A 1,099-nucleotide genomic window follows, 5' to 3' on the forward strand; every position below is an offset into this window, starting at 1 on the left:
CAGCGGCGGTGCCAACCGTAGAGATCAACCAAAGATTTTGCGGCGCGGGTAGCCAGAAGCGGCCGGGGGGTTCCACCACAAAGGCCACTTCACGGCGCTGGCGATTCAGGCGAATAGGCGCGGTGCGTGTCAATACCAAGTTTGCCGCCATAATGCCAGCAAAGAAAACATACAGGAAAATGAAATACAGCCCCCCCCCATACGGAAAACGCTACTCCATACATAGTGTTTTTTATTACTGCCATGATTAACAGCAGTAAGCCAAAGCTGGTCATCGCCACAAGCCCCACGCTAAGCATATGCCCTGCCGTCATCAGGCTATCGGGGCTGGCGCCCTGACGAATATCCATGCTGACCTCATCATGGCGCACATCAATATGCGCCACGTCCACCGCGTACTCGCTCTCGGTGGGCAGCGGCAAGGGGCTTAAGCAGTACTGCTCGCCCCCGGCACGGCTTTCCCGCTCACCGGCGCGCATGGGGGGCAGAGCCTCTTGGGGGGTGGTTTTAAACATCCATCTTACCGTTGAGTGCTATTCATCCATGGCTTCATTCATCACCTGCTTCCGCCTAAACGGAAACGCAGGATACGCGTGTTGGCGGGTATCAGGGGGGGTGACCCCAAAGCGCTTTTCAATATCGCCCATCTCACTGAATTTCTCGCCACGCTGGTAGGCGGCGCGTAGGTGTTCGCTGAGTTCCGTCAATGCCTGAGAGGGTGTGGCCCACTGCGCCTTGGGAAGAGGTTTGGACCACTCTGCCAGCCAGTCATCCGGCACGGCTTTGGGCAGCACATGCTTCATGCGGTACTCGGTGTACCAGTGGGCGAAGCGGGCATGCTCCCACAGCCGTTTGCGCCGAAAGCGTCGCCAGCGGGCCGTATCATTGGTGCGCTCGCACTCAGCTTTTTCACGGGCCACGTAGGCGTTGTACCACGCCACGCCCCACTCCCTGGCGGAGGGGGTAATCGCTTCGGCCCCTTCTTCCATAAAGCGGCGGATATACTCCCACTGGGCCAGTGCACCGGGCAGGCCACCCACGCCGACCATAATACCGGCCCCAGGCAGGGTGTAGCCCGGCCGCTCGGGGTCGGGCGGCA

Annotated in this window: 2 protein-coding genes; both read right to left on the reverse strand. The window is 60.0% G+C overall.

The genetic code is table 11. The features are described 5' to 3' along the window. Positions 1–89: 89 nt before the first annotated feature. On the reverse strand, positions 90–515 hold the full coding sequence (locus tag HP566_RS00840; protein ID WP_249975360.1) for a hypothetical protein: 426 nt from the start codon (positions 513–515) through the stop codon (positions 90–92). An 18-nt stretch (positions 516–533) separates the two neighbouring features. After that, positions 534–1,099, reverse strand: a 566-nt coding sequence (locus HP566_RS00845; RefSeq protein ID WP_249975361.1) for a hypothetical protein, incomplete at its 5' end; no start/stop codon positions are given.

This window comes from Vreelandella olivaria, assembly GCF_023507745.1.
GTDB lineage: Bacteria > Pseudomonadota > Gammaproteobacteria > Pseudomonadales > Halomonadaceae > Vreelandella > Vreelandella olivaria_A.